We start from the raw sequence: 18,843 nt of genomic DNA on the forward strand, positions 1-18,843 counted from the left end.
TTTCTGAATCAGTTGAGCTACATTGGTAATTGAGTCTGTCCGGGTGCATTGGCTTTCTCAAGGACGGACATTGATCCGCTCTATGATTTGGCTAGAAAATCAAGGACTTGAGTTTATGCTTCCTAGCGATCGTTCCCAACCCAACTTTCGTTCTAGACTGAATGCCTGGCTATACAAATTACGCGAATGGATTCGTCAAGAAATTGTGGATGACGATCCTTGGGACGATGAAACGCTATTTCCGGATGGGCAAAACGGTTCTGGTCAGCCGATTATCTTAGAACCAGCAAAGTTGGAAACACTGACCAAACAGCTACCCACTGTAGATGATTACAGTTCCAATTGATTCAACACAACATATCCAGTCCTGTCATAGCAACTCACAATAACCTTCTTGATTGCGTTTTGATACGTTTTAAGTAATCAGCCTGACGATTAGACGTTCCTGTAGCGCCAACATCTCTCTGGCATCCAGCAGAACCAGTGAGCCTACCAGTGCCATCAGAGCACAGGCATCTGCTGCGACAAACCAGCCGCCCTCACTATTGCATTTGTATGCTTTCATTCAACTTCTGGAGTGAGGAACGTTTAATCCGACGCGCAGGGTTTGCAGCCCACTCTAATCCCAGGAAAGCTGTATTAATCGCCAATGCCAGCAGAGAGACAACGATAGCACCCAGCCAAATTTTGTCATCGCGTTTTTGGGCAATCCCGTCAAACAATAGGGTTCCCAGTCCTCCTGCGCCGAATTTAGCTCCAATCGTAGCGATGCCAATGGTGACAACGGTTGCAATCCGGAGTCCGGCCAAGAAGATCGGTAGAATCAGTGGTACCTGAATTTGCCACCACCGTTGCCAATAGCTCATTCCCATGCCTCGTGCTGCTTCCAAGACAGCAGGCTGGATCGATTGTAAGCCCACCACCAGACTGCGCACCAAAATCACCTGAGCATAGAGCACCATTGCCGCAATCACAGACCAGGCATTCAACCCGAAAAACGGTACCAGCAGAATAATTAGAGCTAAGCTCGGCACCGTGTAAAGAATGCCTAAAATGCCCAAGAACGGTACATTTAACCACCGGTAGCGGCTAATCAACAGCGCCAACGGCAACGCAATCAACACCGACAGCACCAACGTCAGGCTAGTCATTGATAGGTGTTGCAGCAGCAGTTGCCAAACGGTAGCCGGATTCTTCAGCAGGTATTCCATGTAGATCAATTTGCTATCTGATATAGCGATCCTAATATCAGTTGGAAACTATCAGTTGGAAACTATCAGTTGGAATTGGTCTGGCTCAATTCTTTGAGTACGGCTTGGTGCTTGAATATCGTGGATCCCAAGCTCCTCAACTCAATATTTGGATCTGCCCCTTTTCTGGGATGCCCACAGGGCTATCATCCCACTGGTAGGAAATTTTGAACAGCAACGGTTCGAGAAAGTCCCCCAGAATGGAGGATGTAGGGAGCTTTTTAAACCGCTGCTTCGGATTGCCTCAAACTTCTGCCAACTGACATCCCGATAGCGCAACCTGCCGCTAAGTAACGGCCAAGTAATGGCTAACAGTCAACAATTCCAATGTCAATTTGTATCTTAAGCTACAGATAGAAGCAGGAGGGAACGTCTAGCTTCTACTAATCGATAGCTAATCGTTCCTATCTCAAGGTGCAGTTCAACCAGTACGATCCAGGCGATTATTACGACGAGCTGTTTGAGGCGAAAGATCAACCTCGCCCCGAGGCCGCCCTGCTGATTGAGCGAATCAACTCCATGTCAATGGCAGAGCTTCAGCAGCGGCAGCAGGCAGCTCAAAATGCCCTATTCCGGCTCGGCGTCACGTTCAATGTCTACAGCGACAGGCAAGGTACTGAACGGATCCTGCCATTTGATATCATTCCTCGCATCCTGTCAGTTCGAGAATGGGAATGGCTAGAACGCGGACTAAAGCAGCGAATTGAGGCCCTCAATCTGTTTTTGACTGATATTTACAGCGATCAAAAAATCCTCAAGGATGGGGTGATTCCCTTAGAATTGATTGAATCGGCTAGCGGCTTTCTCAAGCCCTGTATGGGGTTGAAACCCTCTCAAGGCGTTTGGTGCCACATCACCGGGACCGATTTGGTGCGCGACCGCGATGGCCAATGGTATGTGCTGGAAGACAATCTGCGCTGTCCTTCGGGTGTCTCCTATGTGCTGGAGAATCGGCGCGTCATGAAAACCACCTTTCCGCAGGTGTTCAACCGCATGAACATTCTGCCGGTGGATGACTATGCCAGTCAGTTACTAGAAACCCTGCTGCACCTAGCCCCAACCGGGCTACCGGAACCAACCGTGGTGGTACTAACCCCCGGCATCTACAATTCTGCCTACTTCGAGCATTCCTTTCTAGCCCAACAAATGGGTGTGGAGCTGGTTGAAGGCCGGGATTTGGTGGTGGCGGATGGCTATTTGCAGATGCGCACCACCCGCGGGCTGAAGCGGGTTGATGTGATCTATCGCCGCATTGATGATGATTTTCTGGATCCGCAGACATTTCGCTCCGACTCTATGCTTGGTGTCCCCGGCATTATGGATGTGTATCGAGCCGGACGACTGGCGATTGCTAATGCCCCAGGCACCGGCGTAGCAGACGACAAGGTAATCTATGCCTATGTGCCCCAAATGATTCGCTATTACCTGGGCGAAGAGCAAATCCTGCCCAATGTGCCGACCTACCTCTGCTGGGAAGCGGATCAGCAGCAGCATGTTCTGCAAAATCTCGATAAACTCGTGGTCAAAGCCGCTAGCGAATCGGGAGGCTACGGCATGTTGGTGGGTCCCCACGCCACGCCAGAACAGCGGGAAGAGTTTGCTGGACGCATCCAGGCAAAGCCGCGCAATTACATTGCCCAGCCGACGCTTTGTCTTTCCCGCGTACCGACCTTATTTGAAGACCATTTTGAAGGCTGCCACGTCGATCTGCGCCCCTACATCCTCTACGGCAAAGAAATTTATGTGAATCCAGGTGGCCTGACTCGCGTTGCGCTGCGGCGGGGTTCGCTGGTAGTCAACTCGTCACAAGGGGGGGGAAGTAAAGATACATGGGTGGTGGGGTGGGAAAAGTTTTGAGTTAATTTTGGCCTTAAATTATGCTCAGTCGGGTTGCGGATTCAATTTACTGGCTCAATCGCTATGTAGAACGGGCAGAAAATATCGCCCGCTTTGTCGATGTCAATTTGAACTTGCTGCTGGATGCGCCGGTGGTGATGACCCAACAGTGGGAGCCACTGATCATGACAACCGGCGATCTGCCGCTGTTTCGGGAGCGCTATGGCAAGGCAACGGCAGACAATGTGATCCAGTTTTTAACGTTTGATCAGAATTATTCCAACTCGATCCTTTCCTGCTTGCGGGCAGCGCGGGAGAACGCTCGATCGGTACGGGAAATTATTTCATCGGAGATGTGGGAGCAGGTCAACACATTTTATCTGATGGTCCTGGATGCATCTCAAGTTCAGCCCCTACCTGCCTTGCCTAGCTTCTTTGCCGAAGTGAAGATGGCAAGCCATCTGTTTGCCGGCGTGATGGATGCCACCATGGCCCACAACGAGGGCTGGCATTTTGGCCGCTTGGGGCGTTTGATTGAACGGGCCGATAAAACGGCGCGCATTCTGGATGTGAAGTATTTCATTTTACTGCCAGAAGTCAATTATGTCGGAACGGCACTGGACGAACTGCAATGGATTGCCTTACTCAAGTCGGCCAGTGGCTATGAGATGTACCGCAAACGGCAACGCCGTATCAGCCCGACTGACATCGCCAAATTTTTGATTCTGGATCGGGAGTTTCCCCGCTCGATTCAGTTTTGCCTCCTAGAGGCCGAGCAGTCCTTACACCAAATCACTGGCTGTAGTCCCGGCACCTGGAACAATGCTGCCGATCGAACGCTAGGCCGCCTCCGCGCTGAGCTAGACTTCATTACGATTGAAGAAATTATCCAAACTGGACTACACGAATTTCTCGATCACATTCAAATTCAGCTCAATTATCTAGGCAGGAATATCTTTGAAACGTTCTTCTCGCTGGAGAAAATACATTCCTAAATCTATTCCCTGTGATTGGCTGTTGATCTAAAGCGCCTCTTGCTTCCACTGTTCCACAAGCTGCACCACCTCTGGATTTTGGCGTGCCCACGCTTGCCGTTCCGCTCGAATGGTTGCCAAGTGAGATCCGATAGTATCTGTTGTCACTAGCGTACCAAAATCGTCTGGAATGTCGGCTTCATAGCCAAGTACTCGGTTGAGAACCAGATCCCCGATATGGGGCAGGTAGTGGGAACTTTCTAAGTAGTTTTGCATGTCGTCTGAGATTGGCTCTGCTGTGATGCTGTTGTAACCAGAAAAATCCCAGACTGGAGTGATTTTTACTACTTGACGTTTCCAGTCCTCAAAGGCTGGCCACAGCCCTGCGGCATGAATCGCTTCCCACTGGGTGACATGAGCTGGAGAAATGAATACTTTCAGGTCAATCCCTTTTTGCTGGCAGGTGTCAACGATGGCCTGTAGATAGCCGAGCTGCTTCTGGGAGGTTTGGTAATCATCATACCAATGTTGAAAATAGGCAGTTTTGAGGTGGAGTTCAAACACATCCTGCGTTGAGCGGTCGGTCGGATTATGGCGAATTAGCCTGCCGTTGCTTAGATAGTAATCTTTAGGAGTGGAGCGGCTAAGATTGGTAGCAAGCGTGGCCACACTCGACTTAAACGTATCGGTCGAGAACAGAAACGGCGGTAGTTTTGGCAAATGATCAGTTTGTTTGAGCGTATTCTCAAGCTCTGGTGCAAGCTGCTCACCATTCCCGTCTTCCTTGACACCAAAGGCAACCATATCGATGCCAATTATCACCTGCTTCAGGTCGGGCTGGTTTGCCAAGGCATGTTCAAAGTAGCGCATAGCCTCATACATGTCGCCAGCCGGAATCGCCAAATTGTAAGCCGGTTGGACCAATGCCGGATGCTCCGGATTCAAACCGATATCGGCTCTGGAGGTACCCAAAAAAATGGTCTTTGGCCGGATCCGCATGACCTGAACAGCTTTGAATGTTCTGGTATCCTTGCTGCTGTCAGGTTTCAGCTCAGTTAGATTAGCTAGCACTTGAGTACCAGCCAAATGGTATGGATCAACAAGCGCATTGACACCAACGACAACAGCCGCATTGACCAAAATGAAACTTGCCAATACGTTAGAAAATTTCCGGTATGGATCAGTATTCTCCATTTTCGATTGATGCTCCTACTGATGAATAGTTTCAGTGTTCTAAAACTGGAAGTATAAAAATTCAGAAACCCGATTGAGCGAAAATAGGCTGAGTGATGCCACGATACTGATAGCAAACGCCCACCACCAGTTGGGTTTAAAGTGGCGCATAATTTGCTGGGTATTCGGCAGCAACACCACACCCAATAACAGCAGAATCAGCAGTTTGGGATTGCCTTGATAGACGAGTTGATTGGAGAATTGCACACCCAATGGCGACAGCCACTGCAACAAACTTTGAAAGCCACTCGGCAGAATAATTGGTTTTCCTCCTAGCATGGCACTCAGCAGGTGCATCGCATCTTGGAAACTGCTCGCCCTAAAAAACACCCAGCTCACCACAACGGCAAAGAAAGTAATCGTCCAGCCCAAAACCGCAGGCAAGCGCCAGTTCAATTTGCGCCATCCGTGATTGATCACGAGAAATAGGCCATGTAACCCGCCCCAAATCACAAACGTCCATCCGGCACCATGCCACAGGCCGCCCAGCAGCATCGTAATCATCAGGTTGGTGTAGCGACGAACTTCACCGTAACGGTTGCCGCCTAGCGGAATATAGAGATAGTCCCGCAAAAATCGAGACAGCGTCATGTGCCAGCGTCGCCAAAAGTCAATAATTGAAATGGCTTTGTAGGGAGAATCGAAGTTTAAGGGCAGTTGAAGATTAAACATCAACGCCAAGCCAATCGCCATATCGGAATAGCCGGAAAAGTCAAAATAGAGCTGGAGCGTGTAGCTCAAAGCCCCAACCCAAGCCTGAAAAAAACTGGCATTGGCGGCATTTTCAAATGTGGCATTGGCCCAAGGTGCAACAGCGTCTGCAATCAGTAATTTCTTAGCGAGACCCAGAAAAAACCAGGTCAATCCTATAGATAGATTTTTGAATGAGAGCGTATAGGTTTTAGTATCTTCTAGTTGGGGAATCAGCTCGCTATGTAGCAGCAGTGGGCCTGCAATCAGCTGGGGAAAGAAGGAGATAAATAGGATATAGGTGAGAAAATCATAATCTTTGGTTTCTTGCCGGTAGCAATCTACTAAATAGGCAATTTGAGTAAAGGTATAAAACGAAATACCCAACGGCAAAATAATGGTTGGGATCAGTAAATTGAGGTTGAGTAAACCACTGAGCGACGCGACAAAAAAGCCAGCATATTTATAGTAAGCAATTAATCCTAAATTACAGCCAATTCCTAACCAGAGCAGCGCTTTTGCATGGCGACTTTGTGGTTTTGCATGGCCAATGTATTTCCCCAGATAGTAATTGAACAATATTGATAAGACGAGCAGAGGCAGATAGGCAATATTCCAATAGCCATAAAAGAACAAAGAAGCTAGCGTCAACCAGATTTTGGCAATTTGGGGCGAATAGTGGCGAGTCAGATAAAAGAATACAACAGTTGTGATTGGGAGAAATCCCAAAATAAAGATATAGGAATTGAATAGCATTGGTTTATGAGTAAAGGTCAGATTGATTTAAGTGAAGCTAACAATAAATGGTGATGTAAATGGTCCTGTGTTGCTTAGTTGCCTGACCTTTCCGCAGATGAATCGGTGGCTAGTGAAGCAAGTCCACTATACGCTTGCGTTCCTGCAGGGTAGTGCACTGAACCTCTTGCTTAGTCTGCGTGAGCAGACTTCCCTGATTAGCCCGCAATGGATTCGCGGCTGGGAGAAGTGCGAAGTCAAACGCTGGATTGACCCAAAACTCTGACCTTGGCTAAATGCAATATTGCGTGCCAAGGCGATGACACTAAAAAACAGCAACTTCAGCCAAATTTAGTAATCAGTGGAATTATTGCTGTTTTATTACACAGTTCCGGCTAGCTAACAAATTGCTGTCAACTAACAGACAACATTTCCGCAACATTTGGCTCTACATACCAACTCTATTCTGCTGTGCCCACTCAAGTTCACAACTTACTGATGTCCTTTCAGTATGAATAGAACAATCCTGATGAATATCCGCGAACATGGGGATCGCCGAGCAAACTGGCAGGTCCAAGAGGGCACGCCATCTGACAGCTTTCTAAATGAAGCGTAAAAGCTTTGTCAGGGCTGCATCACGGTGGAGTTACACCACCAGGTACCCGCACAGCAATCACCTTTCTAGTAATTGCTTTGACTTGAATGCTAATAAATTTCTTGAGGCCGGTTTGCAGCCGAGGGTTGTAGATGAACAGAACAATTAGTGACGGCATTCAGGACCTCCTACAGGCATGCCTTCTAACAGAGATTGCCGACCAATTTCTAGCAAAGAAACCGGTAGACGCCTACCGCTAAACTCTTAGCAGGCATTTAAAGTCAGACTTGGCAAACGAGGATTCGAAAGCAGTACATGCACCAAACCCTGCTAATGATTCATACTCACGCATGGATCCTTGAATATCAAGAGAATTACTGAGGACTTTGACGAGTCTTTACATAACCAGGAATTTCTATAAAGCTGGATTACGTGGATGCCTACCAAGACGCGAAAACAGCATCACCGTTGGCATCACTACGGCTAAATTGAATACAATTTTGTTGCTTTTATCTTCTATGCTGATAATTTTGAGCAGCTTAATCCTGAATTTTCTCCGAACGTGCGTTACCAAATTACCCATCAGATTCGTTACAAATACGAGCGTGCTGTTGTTTTAGCACCCCACTTTCTGCGCTTGCGTCCTCGCTGTGATATCACCCAGAAGTTGCACCGCTTTAGCCTAGAGGTTGAACCAGCCCCCGAGCAGGTTTCTGAATTGGTTGACCTCGACGGCAACGCGACCCTAAAAGCTTGGTTTGCTGAGGAGGGAGCACAGGAACTAGTCATTCAAGCTGTCTCTGAAGTAGAAACCTTTCGCACGAATCCCTTTACTTACCTGTTGGAACCTTGGGCCGTAACCCTACCGATCAACTACCCAGTCGCCCTATGGCACCAGCTTCAGCCCTACCTGAGCGGGCAGTTTGCCGGAGGTGTGACACCTGCTCCGGATCCAACCGCAGCTCAGCTTGCTCAAGAAATTTGGCTAGAGACTAATGGAAATTCAGTGGCCTTCTTGTCAGAACTAAATCAGCGCATCTATCAAACCTGTGGCTACACGCTGCGAGAAACGGGTAGTCCCTATCCGCCCAGCATTACCTGGAGTCGCAAATCAGGATCCTGCCGGGATTATGCAGTGCTGTTTATGGAAGTTTGCCGAGCTGCGGGATTGGCTACGCGCTTTGTCAGCGGCTATCAGGAAGGCGATCTGGATCGGGATGATCGTCACCTCCATGCTTGGGCTGAAGTTTATCTGCCCGGCGCTGGCTGGCGCGGCTATGACCCAACCCACGGGCTTGCCGTTGCCGATCGCCACATTGCCTTGGTCGCCACCCCCACCTCCAGAGACTCAGCCCCGGTCAGCGGCAGCTTGAAGACCACCGGAGTCCCGGCGGAGATGGAGTATTGGCTGAAGATTGAGATTTTGGCTTGACCCCCTATTCTCCCCTCCCCTCATCCTGATAATGCTCCCAGTCAATGTTGGGCATGCGCTCGAAAGCTTCGCGTAGAGAAATTTCCCACAGCTTACGGATTTTTTCCAGGTAGGGATCGCCAAGGCGGAGGCGGAGGTGGTGCCGAATCAGGAAGCTGTTGACTTCGTACATGACCAGGCTGATCGGCGGCCCAACAGAGATATTGGATTTCATGGTCGAATCGATCGACAGCAAGGCTCCTTTGGCAGCTTCTTCCAGAGGAGTCTCGAAAGTGAGGGTGCGGTCGAGAATCGGTTTGCCGTATTTGGTTTCGCCGATTTGCAGGAACGGGGTTTCTGCGGTGGCTTGAATGAAGTTGCCCTGGCTGTAGATCATATAAAGGCCAGGTAGCTCACCGCGAACCTGCCCGCCGAGCAGCAGGGTGCATTTGTAGTCAATTCCATCCCGCTCTAGCCAAGGGCGCTCTTGCTGCTGAATTTGCCGCATCCGGTTGCCCACATAGCGAGCCACATCGTACAGGGTCGGAGCGTTGTGCAAATTTTCGACATCTTTTGATTGCAGGTCTTGGTGCAGCAGGTTCATCACTGCTTGGGTGATTGACAGGTTACCGGACGTGCAGAGCACGATCACCCGATGACCTGGATCGGAAAAGTCGAACAGCTTTTGGTAGGTTGAGATGTAGTCCACACCGGCATTGGTGCGCGAATCTGCCGCCATTACGAGGCCGTAGCGGGTGACAATTCCGAGACAGTAGGTCATGTCAGAAAAATTAACGATTAGCAACGCTCCTTCCAATCTTACGACTAGCGATTGGTTTTGCTTTTGGCGCTACGCTAAATCTAGATCTGCATCTGCATCTGCATCTGCATCTAAATCTGCATCTATAGCCGTCGCCACGACAGTTGGGACAGAGATATTGTTGTGGAAACACTATAGATCTGTCTTGTGGAGTCGTGTTGTGGAGTCGTGTTGTGGAGTCGCTCAAATGACGGCCAATCCAAATAGCATCAAACTCGATCAGTTTCTCAAATGGGTGGGAGTGGTTCAGACCGGCGGCGAGGCAAAGCTGCTGATTCAGCAGGGGCAGGTGAGCGTGAATGGCGCGGTAGAAACCCGACGCGGACGGAAGCTAGTGGAAGGGGACCGGGTTGCCGTTTTTGGCGAACGCTTTGTTGTGGGTGGACTCGACTGATTTCTCTCAGGGTTCTCTCTCTAAAGTGGGGATGAATAATGATAGTCTCTAAGTAAATGCTGTGTGTACAGAAAAGTTTAGTATGAAATTTGATCGACTAAGATTGGGAGGGATCAAACCGATGAAACGACTGCTTGGCGTGTTGGCGGCGCTCGGAGTCCTGTTGGCGGGCTTGGGATGGTTGGGACAGCCACAATCAGCGATGGCACTCGAGTGGAATAGCTTGTCGTCCCCCATGCTGCTGGCCGTAGAACCCCGCAACCGCGCGGATGACAAATTGGCAACCGAATTTGGTAAAAAAATCGACTTGAACAATACCAACATTCGGGCATTTATGGAATATCCAGGGCTGTATCCGACCCTGGCCCGGAAAATTCTTCAGAATGCTCCCTTCGAGAAAGTGGATGATGTGCTGGATATGCCGGGATTGAGCCAGCGGCAGTTGGAAACTCTGCGGGCAAACATGGATAACTTCACAGTTTCTGCTCCAGAAGATGTATTCGTAGAAGGCGGCGACCGCTTCAACAACGGCATCTATCGTTAGGGCCGCAAAGTGGGATCGGGTTTACCTGACTCGCCATCTAACTCCTAGCGGGCATGTAGATATCGCTCTTGGGTATGGGGAGGTGCAGCCGGTGCTGTAACCTGTTCCACAATCTCCGAGGGCGATTTTTTGTACTCTATGAAATTGCGTAATCTGTAATAGCCTGTGTCCTATTCTGCATGGCCCAATTCTGGACAAAGCACAGTTCGATTTGATGTGCTGGTGGTAGGTGGGGGAGCCGCCGGACTCTACACGGCTCTGTGCCTGCCACCTCACTTTCAGGTGGGATTAATTACTAAAGATGTCTTGTCCCTCTCGGCCAGCGACTGGGCACAGGGCGGCATCGCGGCGGCGATTGCACCAGAGGATTCACCCACACTGCATATTCAGGATACACTCCGGGCTGGAGCCGGCTTATGTGAGCCAGAGGCGGTTCGGTTGCTAGTGGAACAGGCTCCCCGCTGTGTTCAAAATTTGGTTGAAATGGGAGTGGCGTTTGACCGGCACGGCGACGCCTTGGCCCTCACGCTAGAAGCCGCCCACTCACGCCGACGGGTCTTACATGCAGCGGACACGACCGGACGGGCGATGGTGACAACCTTAATGGCGCAGGTGCTGTCCCGCAAAAATATTCAGGTTCTGCAGCAGGCGTTTGCCCTCGATTTGTGGTTAGGCCCCCAGGGGTGTGAGGGCGTGCGGCTAATTTACGACTCCAAAATGATTTGGCTGCGAGCCGGAGCCGTGGTGTTGGCGACGGGTGGCGGCGGTCAGGTCTATGCCCAAACCACCAATCCGGCCCTGAGTACAGGCGATGGCGTGGCAATGGCATGGCGAGCGGGTGCCCAACTACGCGATCTGGAATTTGTCCAGTTTCACCCCACGGCTTTGACCCAACCGGGTGCGCCCCGCTTCCTGATCAGCGAGGCAGTGCGTGGCGAAGGTGCCCATCTCATCGATGCTGAGGGCCGTCGATTTGCCTTCGACTATCACCCAGCTGGAGAACTAGCTCCCCGAGATGTGGTCAGCCGTGCCATTTTTGACCATTTGCAAAAAACTAGCTCCGAGCCTGCTAGCGCCTATGTTTGGCTAGATCTACGCCCAATCCCGGCGGAAACCATTCGGCGTCGCTTTCCCAACATCATCCAGGTTTGTCAGCAGTGGGGAGTGGATGTCTTTCAAGCGCCAATTCCGGTTGCTCCTGCCGCTCACTACTGGATGGGGGGCATCACCGCCGACAGCCTCAGCCGTACCACAATTCCAGCCCTCTATGCGGTGGGTGAAACGGCCAGCACAGGGGTCCACGGAGCCAATCGCCTCGCCAGTAACTCACTGCTGGAATGTTTGGTCTTTGGTGCCCAACTCGCCGCGCTAGAAGTTCCCCCTCCTGAGGCAGAAACCGCTCCCATGCCAGATCTAGACAAATCTACACCCACAGAGATTAACTTGTCCGCTTTGGATCTGGCCCAAATCATAGAGTGGCGACATCGCTTGGCTCGGCTGATCTGGCGCAGTGCGGGCATTTGCCGCGAGCAGGCCGGGATGGAGCAGGCAATCACCCAAGTAGAAACTTGGCGAGCAGAGTTTGCAGCATTATCCGTGAGTCAGGCGCTTCTGGCAGAAATGCATTCCAATAGCACCTTGGCCTTAAGCAATACCGAACCAAAAGCCTTGCGGCAGTGGGGTGAATTACGCAATTTACTGGATATTGCCATGCTGATGCTAAAGAGCGCTGCCTTCCGCACCGAAAGCCGGGGTGGTCACTATCGAACCGACTATCCCCAAACCGACCCCAACTGGCAGGTTCATACCCTGGTAGAAGGCGAACGCTGGTACCGCTCGGCTCCCATTAACAGCTCGACCGACCCAAACTAATCAAGCACCCGACCATCACCCGTGCTTTCTCCACCTCCTCCATCCATGGTTAGAAATTCTGCCAATCGTGCTCTAGGTGCTTGCTGCTGAGGGCTGACCTAGCCTAGAATCCAAAGGCTAAAAGCCAAATTCAAGCGTTACTCAAGCGTTGATCGATGGAATTTGTTTCTGACCCACCCACTTCTGTCAAGATTGCCAAAATGAAGCAGCGGGTGCGCTGGCAGCATCCCTTGATCGTGGAACGGGGCATTGACCAAACACGACTCCTGATCGACGACGGGGGCGCAGACGATTCAGAGTTCTCGTTTTTGGTGATTGGTGACAGCGGGTCTGGTTCTCATCGGGGGCATCATCCCCAGCGCAAAATTGCCGAAATGATGCTGCAGCAGGACGAAGATAGCCGATTTGTGATTCATACCGGCGATGTCATCTATCTAGTTGGATCCAAGGAGTATTACTTTAAAAACTTCATTGATCCCTACCGAGAATTTCTGGTGGGCGGCGAACAAGCCAAACGGATCAAATTCGACCGCATGGTGTTCAATCGCCCGTTTCTGTTGGTACCAGGCAACCACGATTACTACGATTTACCGCTGCTCTATGGAGTTTTGGCTCAGGCGGCAGCACCCCTCCGCTACCTACTGCGCTCTCGGCTTGATTTTGATGTGGGATGGCAAGGTTCCCAGCAAGGTAAAGCCTATGCCCAAGCATTTTTAGATTACCTGCTCAGTACCGATGAGGCAGCCTTGGCTCAGCATCTAGATGCCCATTACACCGCTTCTAGCCCTAGTGGACGCTGCCTCTGCTATCAGCCTAAACAGTTCACTCGCTTACCCAATCGCTACTATCAGTTTCGCTACGGCGGAATTGACTTCTTTGCCCTCGATTCCAATACGTTTAATTCACCGCTGCCGTTATCGCAAGGGGAACAAGGCGAAGCCCAACGGCGGCAGTTAGAGCAGCGACGGCTCGAGGTGCAGCAACAGCAACAGCAGCTTTTGCAAACAGCAAGACAGCTAAACCCCAACAATCCAGACGAAGCTGAGCAACTCGATGACTGCCGAACCAAATTAGAGCAGCTTGAGGAAGTCGAGAAGGATATTGACAAACAGTTGGCTGCCGATCCCGCCACAGTGGTAGATACTGAGCAATTGGAATGGCTCAAGCAGCGATTGATTGAGTCTTGGCAGACCGAAACGGTGCGAGGGCGCGTCCTATTCTTCCATCATCCGCCCTACGTGACTGAGGCAACCAAATGGCACCAGGGGCAAACATTAGCGGTGCGGTTGCGGTTACGAGACCTGCTCAATCAGGTCGCAGCCACAATTGGTGAAACATCGCAGGGACGCCCCCTTGTAGATTTAGTTCTGAATGGCCATGCCCATTGTCTAGAATATCTGCAAACAGGTGATACGGGCTATGCAGATGCCAATATTCACTGGATTGTTTGCGGTGGCAGTGGCTATAGCCTGCGACGACAGCGGCAAGAAGGACCCGAATTATTTGAACCCTGTCCGGAGCAAATTGGTAAACAGCGCTCAGTGGCCCGCTCAATGCTGTTTGTGGGCCGTCATGGGCAGGGAGCCTACAAGCGACGTCCTTACTCCTTTTTGCGTATCGATGTGAAGGACGGCATCCCACCCCGGTTTGTGATTCGACCCTATATAGCGGAACGCTATCGGCATCGGTGGTACGAGCATAGCTTGGCAGGGTTTGAGATTTAGCTGGTGAGATTTAGCTGGTGGGGTGTTAGCTGGAAATGGGCAATACCTACCCTGATCTGGCTGAGGCAGCAATTAATTGCCCTTTACAAGAACTTAACTTTAGGTTTACGTAGCCCTGCCGCAACTTAGGAAGAAGTTCACAATCGAGGGTTCTCTCGCTCAGTATACTGGGGGCATAAAGATTGATTGGGTGTGCTACTTGTTCTGGTGTCCGTGTTTCTACCCTGAAGAGATGACCTCAACTGATATCAGGATTATCGTTTATTGAATCTTGTCTTGAATTTTGGTGTGCTCTCCCCCCTACTTTGAGCTACGGTGTCCACACAAGTCGAAGATCCGCCCTACCCCCCTTCAATAAAGGGGGAAGAGGCGCAGCCTGTGCGCAGCACCTACCAATCAGGGATTAAGTCCCCCTTGATAAGGGGGACTTAGGGGGATCACCCCTTCCATTGATTCGCGATCGAGATCTGTGTACACGGTAGTTATTTTGAGTTGACTATATCTGGCTCGTAAGAGTCTGGTTCGTGGGAATAGGATGTTTTTCCCCGTGGCCGTAGTGAAGGAACTGGGTTATCTAGCTGAGCTATTGAATCAATAGATGATTTCCGATTATCAATTTGAAGTTTTGGCTTAGCTGTTTAGCCTATCCGATTGAAACAGAAGTGACTAGTCATAGCTTTAAACCGGCTGAGGCAATCCTGGTGGTCCCTGTACTCTTGATAATTTCAGGAAGATTTCAATGAAGCTAGCTTACATCATTATGGCGCACCAACAACCTCAACAGTTGAAGCGTCTCATTACTGCTCTGCAAACCGATACAGCCTCTTTCTTTATTCATTTTAGTAAGAAAGCCGAATCTGCCTACCAGGAAGCCATCGAACTACTGAAGGATGTACCAAACGTCTACTTCGTGCCCAGACGGTATACCTTTTGGGGCCATCCCAGCCTGGTCAAAGCAGCGCTGTCAGGGCTACGGGCGGTCGTAGAGTCTGGAGTTAGCTACGATTATGTTTCACTGCTGTCTGCTCAAGATTATCCGATTAAGAAAATTGCGGATATTGAGCGCTTCTTTGAGCAGAATGCTGGCAAGCAGTTTATTGATTATGCACCAGTAGATGGCACTAATCCCCGCGCCGTGGGAATTCCACCTTGGAGCGGTATTTCCCGCATTGAGTCCTGGTACTTTATGTACCGCAGTAAAAAGATTCGCATTCCGATAAAGCGCAAATTACCCTACGGATACAAACCCTATATGGGATATCTATGGTGGTCGTTCTCGCGCGAGTTTGCTGAATATGTGATTGAGTTTTTAGATCAACATCCGCGCTACACTAAGTTCTTCGATCATGTTTTCATCTCAGATGAATTCTTTTTTCAATGCATCCTGCTAAATTCGCCGTTTAAGCACGCAGCTGTTAATGACGATTTGCGGTTTGCTGATTGGGAAAATCCTAACCCAACCGTACCAGCTACGCTGCTCACAGCCGATTTCGAGCGGCTACGAAACACGCATCATCTGTTTGCCAGGAAGTTTGACGCCAAACGCGACTCGGCAATTCTAGATCTAATTGATCAAAAGATTTTGCAGCCGACCGAGGCTCCGCAGGACAATGAGCTTGTCAGTATCATCTAAACCATAATCTGGGCTATCACCTATAGTGCTTGCCAGATTAGCCGATCTGATTAACTTCAACCTCTGCTCTAGCATACGCTAGGGTGCCTCGCGGCCTACGGCCTTTGCTACAACCGCTACTAGTTCTTGCGGTTCTACAGGCTTGGGCACATGCATTTGAAATCCAGCTGCCAGTGCTCTGGCCTGATCTTCGGCGCGGGCATAGGCGGTGAGGGCAATCGCCGGTATCTGGTTTCCCCGATCCGATTCTCGATCTCGCACTTTGCGAATCAGGTTATATCCGTCTTCGCTGGGCATGCCAATATCACTCACCAAAACATGCGGATTGAATTGCTCTAGATATTGAATCGCTTCTTGAACCGAGGCCACTGCCGTGACTTCTGCTCCAGATTCTTGCAGCACCATGGTGATAAAGTCGCGAGTGTCGTTGTGATCTTCAACCACAAGCACCTGAATGCAGTCGAGTGATGGTAGCTTGCCATGGCCATTTTGCAATGGGTTGGATGTAGGCTGGCTCGTTGTTGCATTCGTGACGAGCAGCGGCAAGTTTACTGTAAAGGTTGCGCCTTTTCCCTCACCCGCACTGTCTGCCCGAATCGTGCCTCCATGCTGTTCTACTAAATGACGCACAATAGCTAAGCCCAAACCAAGGCCACCGTAGGGGCGGGTAGTGGTGCTATCTGCTTGCCGAAAGCGATCGAACACATAGGGCAGGAAATCAGCGCTGATGCCAATACCCGTGTCGATAATCTGGATTTGGGCACAGGCGGATGGCTCGATCAGTCGGGATGCGATCGTTTCCCGGAGGGCTGGACTATCCGAATTGCAATAATTTTGCTCAACTCGTAGCAATTTAACGGTGACGCGACCGTTTTGATCGGTAAACTTGATGGCGTTCGATAGAAGGTTCCAAATAATCTGCTTCAGCCGTTCCGAATCGGCATAGACCTTGCCGAGCATCGAATCTAACTGGCATTCAATTTGAATCGATTTATCATTAGCAAGCGGCTGTACCGTTTCAATCACTGCTTCAATCAACGGAATTACCGACAGGGGCTGCATGGTGAGCCGCAGTTTGCCGCGAATGATTTGGGATACATCCAGAATATCTTCTATTAGTTGGGCCTGGGAGCGAGCATTACGTTCAATGGTCTCTAGGGCGCGAGCGGTTGTCGCTTCATCAAACTTACGGTTGAGCAGAAGCTGTGCCCAGCCCAGAATCGAGTTGAGTGGGGTACGCAATTCGTGGGAAACAATCGCCAAGAACTCATCTTTCATTCGGTTGGCTGCTTCGGCTTGCTGACGGGCAGCCTGTTCGCGGATAATCTGGTCCCGTGCCGCTTCGGCTTGCTTGCGGTCGGTAATGTCTTCGAGAGTGCCAACATGCCCCAACAGGTCGCCCCGATCAGACAGCATTGGCGAGGTGCGCACATGTACCCACTTCAAACCCTCTGGGGTTGCGATGCGAAATTCATCTGAATAGGCGTGCCCTTCTAAAATGGCCTGCGACCAATCCCTGAGGATTTTCTTGCGATCCTCACTGCAAATACTGTTTGTCCAATCGGTTTGCCAGTTTTGTTGAACCGTAAACCCGCAGATGGCCTGACAGCTCGGATTGGCATAGGTATAGCGTCCGGCAGTATCCATCAAGAAAATCCCTACCGGCGAGCAGCGGCTCAACAGCCGAAATCTTTCTTCACTGCGCTTGAGTTCATCGTTGATGGCAGTCAATTGAGATGCCTGCCGTTCTACCTCTAGGGTTTTGCGAAACAAATCGGTGAAGACCGTTACTTTCGAGGTCAAAATAGCCGGGTTGATCGGCTTGAACAGGTAATCGACCGCACCCAGCGAGTAGCCCTTTACCATAAAATCATCGCTGGTGTTAAAGGCGGTGAGAAAAATAATTGGGGTATTGCGGGACCGCTCTCGCTGACGGATCAGGGTAGCCGTTTCAAACCCGTCCATTCCAGGCATTTGCACATCGAGCAGAATTACGGCAAAGTCTTGATGCAGCAAACAGCGCAGCGCTTCTTCTCCAGAATAAGCCTTAACCAAGTTCTGGCCTAGATCGCCCAAGATTGCCTCCAAAGCAACCAAATTTTCTGGGTGATCATCCACCATTAGCACGTTCACGGTCGGTTCAAGCTGCATAGAGTGGCTAAGGGAAGAAGCTAGAGAGAGGCCAGGAACACGAGAATTGAGTCAGCCTCAGACAAAACGACATTACTATTTTGACCATTATCCTGCCATAGGATAGGGATCCGCCCTCTATCATAGGGCAGAAGCACCACCCTTGATCTCTAGCTCAAGACGTAGAAGCAAGTTTCTATAGCTGAGAGCACTACTCTCCTCTACCTGAAAAATCAATAGGTCATCTTCTGCTCTGGATCTGCTCTAGATCTGCTCAAGGGCCGTCTACGCTGACCATCGAAATGGATACCTATCGTCAGGCTTAGGCTGACTTAGGCTGACTTAGGCTGACTTAGGCTGGTTCTCTACCTTTGGCGATGGACAATACGAACTGTGAAGCCCCATCAGCAGCGAGTGAGGAACTGGCTAGCGACTACCAGCCGAGCGACGAGGATCATCAAAACGCAGCATATATCAATCAACAGCCTGGATAGCTTAGCATTGGTCACATAGGGGCAATTAACGGCTTTACAGCTGTTTTGGTATTTTTGCTGGAGCAACGCATCACTATCGCGGTACTGAGTAATCTGGAGTCTGCCCAGCCGGACAGCCAGCTTTAACGCTTTATCCTACCTCGGAGACAGTTTTTTGTACGATCGATAAATTTACAGGTAGTCTTTAATTTATCAGAAAATTGCACAATAGAAAGCATGCCGCAAACTATAAGAAGACATGAAACTATTTTCCTTAAGAATATTCAGAGAACATAATAAAGTTTTTAATAAATGATTTTTAATTATTTAATGTGAAAAGCTAACAGAATAATTGAGAAGCAATTAGCAAGTAATTGATTTTTCTATACAATCCACAGAGCAATCCTGCTTAGCACATGGCGGTAAGGCATAGAGGGAGACTTTAGCTTCAAGAGCGAGAGAAGGGCTTCGGCAATCACAAGAGACACGGAGCATATTTAGTCGGCTGAGAATGTCACCAAGATTCGAG

At 50.0% G+C, this 18,843-nt stretch carries 16 protein-coding genes; 9 read left to right on the forward strand and 7 right to left on the reverse strand.

The genetic code is table 11. The annotated features are described in order from the left end of the window. Positions 1–115 precede the first annotated feature (115 nt). The gene (locus HJG54_RS05780) at positions 116–346 is read left to right on the forward strand and encodes a hypothetical protein (RefSeq protein WP_316433865.1); all 231 of its coding nucleotides are present in this window, start codon (positions 116–118) and stop codon (positions 344–346) included. 69 nt (positions 347–415) lie between these two features. Here HJG54_RS05780 and HJG54_RS05785 read toward each other — a convergent pair whose 3' ends face one another. Continuing rightward, positions 416–565: a hypothetical protein gene (locus HJG54_RS05785; protein WP_316433866.1), complete on the reverse strand. Its 150-nt coding sequence runs from the start codon at positions 563–565 to the stop codon at positions 416–418. Beyond that, the gene (locus HJG54_RS05790) at positions 543–1,211 is read right to left on the reverse strand and encodes an ABC transporter permease (protein WP_316433867.1); all 669 of its coding nucleotides are present in this window, start codon (positions 1,209–1,211) and stop codon (positions 543–545) included. Before HJG54_RS05790 ends, HJG54_RS05785 begins: the two co-directional genes overlap by 23 nt. A gap of 453 nt (positions 1,212–1,664) precedes the next feature. On the opposite strand from HJG54_RS05790, the gene HJG54_RS05795 reads away from it, so the two are divergent. Both HJG54_RS05795 and HJG54_RS05800 read left to right on the forward strand, forming a co-directional pair. Further along, positions 1,665–3,107 (forward strand): circularly permuted type 2 ATP-grasp protein, encoded by a 1,443-nt coding sequence (locus tag HJG54_RS05795; RefSeq protein WP_316433868.1) that lies wholly within the window; start codon positions 1,665–1,667, stop codon positions 3,105–3,107. Positions 3,108–3,127: 20 nt separating this feature from the next. Next, complete coding sequence (locus tag HJG54_RS05800) at positions 3,128–4,081, forward strand: alpha-E domain-containing protein (RefSeq protein ID WP_036002693.1); 954 nt, start codon at positions 3,128–3,130, stop codon at positions 4,079–4,081. 27 nt (positions 4,082–4,108) lie between these two features. On the opposite strand, the gene HJG54_RS05805 is transcribed toward HJG54_RS05800, so the two are convergent. From HJG54_RS05805 to HJG54_RS05815, 3 genes are all read right to left on the reverse strand, one after another. After that, complete coding sequence (locus HJG54_RS05805; protein ID WP_316433869.1) at positions 4,109–5,254, reverse strand: hypothetical protein; 1,146 nt, start codon at positions 5,252–5,254, stop codon at positions 4,109–4,111. 39 nt (positions 5,255–5,293) lie between these two features. Next, positions 5,294–6,739: an MBOAT family O-acyltransferase gene (locus HJG54_RS05810; protein ID WP_316433870.1), complete on the reverse strand. Its 1,446-nt coding sequence runs from the start codon at positions 6,737–6,739 to the stop codon at positions 5,294–5,296. A 614-nt stretch (positions 6,740–7,353) separates the two neighbouring features. Next, positions 7,354–7,491 carry a hypothetical protein gene (locus tag HJG54_RS05815; protein ID WP_316433871.1) on the reverse strand — a complete coding sequence of 46 codons (138 nt, stop codon included), beginning with the start codon at positions 7,489–7,491 and terminating at the stop codon, positions 7,354–7,356. A 384-nt stretch (positions 7,492–7,875) separates the two neighbouring features. On the opposite strand from HJG54_RS05815, the gene HJG54_RS05820 reads away from it, so the two are divergent. Continuing rightward, entirely contained in the window at positions 7,876–8,745 is an 870-nt protein-coding gene (locus HJG54_RS05820) for a transglutaminase family protein (protein ID WP_316433872.1), read from the forward strand. Between the two features lie 4 nt (positions 8,746–8,749). Here HJG54_RS05820 and HJG54_RS05825 read toward each other — a convergent pair whose 3' ends face one another. After that, complete coding sequence (locus HJG54_RS05825; protein WP_316433873.1) at positions 8,750–9,505, reverse strand: proteasome-type protease; 756 nt, start codon at positions 9,503–9,505, stop codon at positions 8,750–8,752. A gap of 226 nt (positions 9,506–9,731) precedes the next feature. Here HJG54_RS05825 and HJG54_RS05830 point away from each other — a divergent pair, with 226 nt between their 5' ends. From HJG54_RS05830 to HJG54_RS05850, 5 genes are all read left to right on the forward strand, one after another. Further along, positions 9,732–9,938: an RNA-binding S4 domain-containing protein gene (locus tag HJG54_RS05830; RefSeq protein WP_036002709.1), complete on the forward strand. Its 207-nt coding sequence runs from the start codon at positions 9,732–9,734 to the stop codon at positions 9,936–9,938. Between the two features lie 121 nt (positions 9,939–10,059). After that, complete coding sequence (psbU, locus tag HJG54_RS05835; RefSeq protein ID WP_211622353.1) at positions 10,060–10,482, forward strand: photosystem II complex extrinsic protein PsbU; 423 nt, start codon at positions 10,060–10,062, stop codon at positions 10,480–10,482. 165 nt (positions 10,483–10,647) lie between these two features. After that, positions 10,648–12,354 (forward strand): L-aspartate oxidase, encoded by a 1,707-nt coding sequence (gene nadB, locus HJG54_RS05840; RefSeq protein WP_316433874.1) that lies wholly within the window; start codon positions 10,648–10,650, stop codon positions 12,352–12,354. Positions 12,355–12,509: 155 nt separating this feature from the next. Then, positions 12,510–14,078, forward strand: coding sequence for a metallophosphoesterase family protein (locus HJG54_RS05845; RefSeq protein ID WP_316433875.1), 1,569 nt, complete (start codon positions 12,510–12,512; stop codon positions 14,076–14,078). A 739-nt stretch (positions 14,079–14,817) separates the two neighbouring features. Next, complete coding sequence (locus tag HJG54_RS05850; protein WP_316433877.1) at positions 14,818–15,711, forward strand: beta-1,6-N-acetylglucosaminyltransferase; 894 nt, start codon at positions 14,818–14,820, stop codon at positions 15,709–15,711. Between the two features lie 78 nt (positions 15,712–15,789). Here the strand turns inward: HJG54_RS05850 and HJG54_RS05855 are convergent, their stop codons facing one another. After that, positions 15,790–17,862 (reverse strand): response regulator, encoded by a 2,073-nt coding sequence (locus tag HJG54_RS05855; protein WP_316433878.1) that lies wholly within the window; start codon positions 17,860–17,862, stop codon positions 15,790–15,792. Positions 17,863–18,843 lie beyond the last annotated feature (981 nt).

Source organism: Leptolyngbya sp. NK1-12 (assembly GCF_032598965.1).
Lineage (GTDB): Bacteria > Cyanobacteriota > Cyanobacteriia > Elainellales > Elainellaceae > Elainella.

Coding starts and splice junctions, on each gene's coding strand:
- psbU (WP_211622353.1), top strand. CDS start 10,060: ATGAAACGACTGCTTGGCGTGTTGGCGGCGCTCGGAGTCCTGTTGGCG.
- HJG54_RS05805 (WP_316433869.1), bottom strand. CDS start 5,254: ATGGAGAATACTGATCCATACCGGAAATTTTCTAACGTATTGGCAAGT.
- HJG54_RS05830 (WP_036002709.1), top strand. CDS start 9,732: ATGACGGCCAATCCAAATAGCATCAAACTCGATCAGTTTCTCAAATGG.
- HJG54_RS05850 (WP_316433877.1), top strand. CDS start 14,818: ATGAAGCTAGCTTACATCATTATGGCGCACCAACAACCTCAACAGTTG.
- HJG54_RS05810 (WP_316433870.1), bottom strand. CDS start 6,739: ATGCTATTCAATTCCTATATCTTTATTTTGGGATTTCTCCCAATCACA.
- HJG54_RS05785 (WP_316433866.1), bottom strand. CDS start 565: ATGAAAGCATACAAATGCAATAGTGAGGGCGGCTGGTTTGTCGCAGCA.
- HJG54_RS05845 (WP_316433875.1), top strand. CDS start 12,510: ATGGAATTTGTTTCTGACCCACCCACTTCTGTCAAGATTGCCAAAATG.
- HJG54_RS05855 (WP_316433878.1), bottom strand. CDS start 17,862: ATGCAGCTTGAACCGACCGTGAACGTGCTAATGGTGGATGATCACCCA.
- HJG54_RS05825 (WP_316433873.1), bottom strand. CDS start 9,505: ATGACCTACTGTCTCGGAATTGTCACCCGCTACGGCCTCGTAATGGCG.
- HJG54_RS05815 (WP_316433871.1), bottom strand. CDS start 7,491: ATGCCGTCACTAATTGTTCTGTTCATCTACAACCCTCGGCTGCAAACC.
- HJG54_RS05800 (WP_036002693.1), top strand. CDS start 3,128: ATGCTCAGTCGGGTTGCGGATTCAATTTACTGGCTCAATCGCTATGTA.
- HJG54_RS05780 (WP_316433865.1), top strand. CDS start 116: ATGCTTCCTAGCGATCGTTCCCAACCCAACTTTCGTTCTAGACTGAAT.
- HJG54_RS05790 (WP_316433867.1), bottom strand. CDS start 1,211: ATGGAATACCTGCTGAAGAATCCGGCTACCGTTTGGCAACTGCTGCTG.